Origin of the sequence: Clostridium psychrophilum (assembly GCF_018861705.1) — a bacterium.
GTDB classification, from domain to species: domain Bacteria; phylum Bacillota; class Clostridia; order Clostridiales; family Clostridiaceae; genus Clostridium_AD; species Clostridium_AD psychrophilum.
Genome location: NZ_JAHLEC010000240.1, coordinates 1 through 1,461, shown reverse-complemented (window position 1 = coordinate 1,461; position 1,461 = coordinate 1). Strand labels below are relative to the sequence as shown.

Annotated in this window: 1 protein-coding gene; it reads left to right on the top strand. The window is 32.0% G+C overall.

The window, feature by feature from the left end:
• Positions 1 to 132: 132 nt before the first annotated feature.
• The gene (locus tag KPL38_RS19225; protein WP_216290738.1) at positions 133 to 1,287 is read left to right on the top strand and encodes a C40 family peptidase; all 1,155 of its coding nucleotides are present in this window, start codon (positions 133 to 135) and stop codon (positions 1,285 to 1,287) included.
• Positions 1,288 to 1,461: the final 174 nt, after the last annotated feature.

The following is a 1,461-nucleotide window of genomic DNA, read 5'->3' as shown; positions in this document are numbered from 1 at the left end:
ACAATTATACCAGAAAGAGGGGGTCATTGTTTTTTTTCTTAAAAACAGCTACAATCCTTGCAATTGCAGGGTCTTAAATAAATAAAACAAAGATAGTGTTAACACTATCTTCGAAATATTGGGGGCAATCATATGAAAAAAAGAATAGCGTTTATAGCCATGTTGTTAACTATGGCAAGTTCATCCATTGCATTTGCTGAGAGTGGAACAACAAGTGCAAGTTCATTACGTATAAGGCAAAGTCCTTCACTATCATCTTCTATCATATCTTCTCTTTCAAAAAACACGAAGATAAATACACTTGGTAAAGTTGGAAACTTTTATAAAATAAGTTATAATGGAAAAACTGGATACGTATATAGTTCATATGTAAATATAGGTGATAGCAATTCCAATGCAACATCAACAGCTACGGCTACAGGAGTGGCTGGGATAATAACAACACAACATTTAAATGTGAGGGTAGGAGCAGGTTTGAATTATCCTGTAACTACGGTTATTAGACTGGGAAATAAAGTGACAATGTATGAAAAAACAAATGGTTTTTATAAGATAAATTATGGTGGGAAAACAGGTTATATAAGTGAACAGTATGTTAAAAAAGCAAGTGCGACTACAAATAGTACAAGCAGTGTGTCTACACCTGTATTAACATCTACAGGAACAGGTAATGTTACAGCATCAAGTTTAAATGTGAGGAAGACAGCTTCTATGGGTAGTAGTATTATGGGAATTATAAAAAAAGGCCTTAAGGTAAACCTATATGGAACGCAAGATGGCTTTTATAAAATTATGTACAATGGACGGGTTGGATATATAGCTAAAACATACATAAGTTTGTCTAATTCTGCAGTAATTAGTTCTCAAAATAGTGGAACTAAAAGTAGCAGTAGCTTCATGTCGTATTTGAATACATTTTTAGGTATGCCATATGTGTGGGGTGGGACATCACCAGCTAGATATAATTCAGCAGGTAAATATATAGGTGGAGGTTTTGATTGCTCAGGTTTTGTACAATATGCTTATAAAAGTATAGGCATAAGTTTACCTAGAACAACTATGGATCAAGTAAATAGAGGTACTTCAATTAGTATAAATAACCTTCAACAAGGTGATTTGGTATTTTTTAAGACCAATTCAGCGGCACCCAGGCAAGTGTCTCATGTTGGAATATATGTAGGAAATAATAAATTTATGGAATCACCTAAAACTGGTGATGTTATAAAAATAGTCGATTTATCTGGATATTTTAGAGATCATTTTGTAACAGGAAAAAGAGTTATGTAATAGAATTATTAAGGCATTTTTCATTGTATTTAAGCAAATATCCATTAATTAAATTTAACTAACAATAGTATGATTATCCCACAAAAAGCTTGTAATTACTTCCAAACGTAGTAATTATGATATAATAATATCAAAATCAGTACGTAGAGGAGGATTACTATGTTTTGCAAAAAT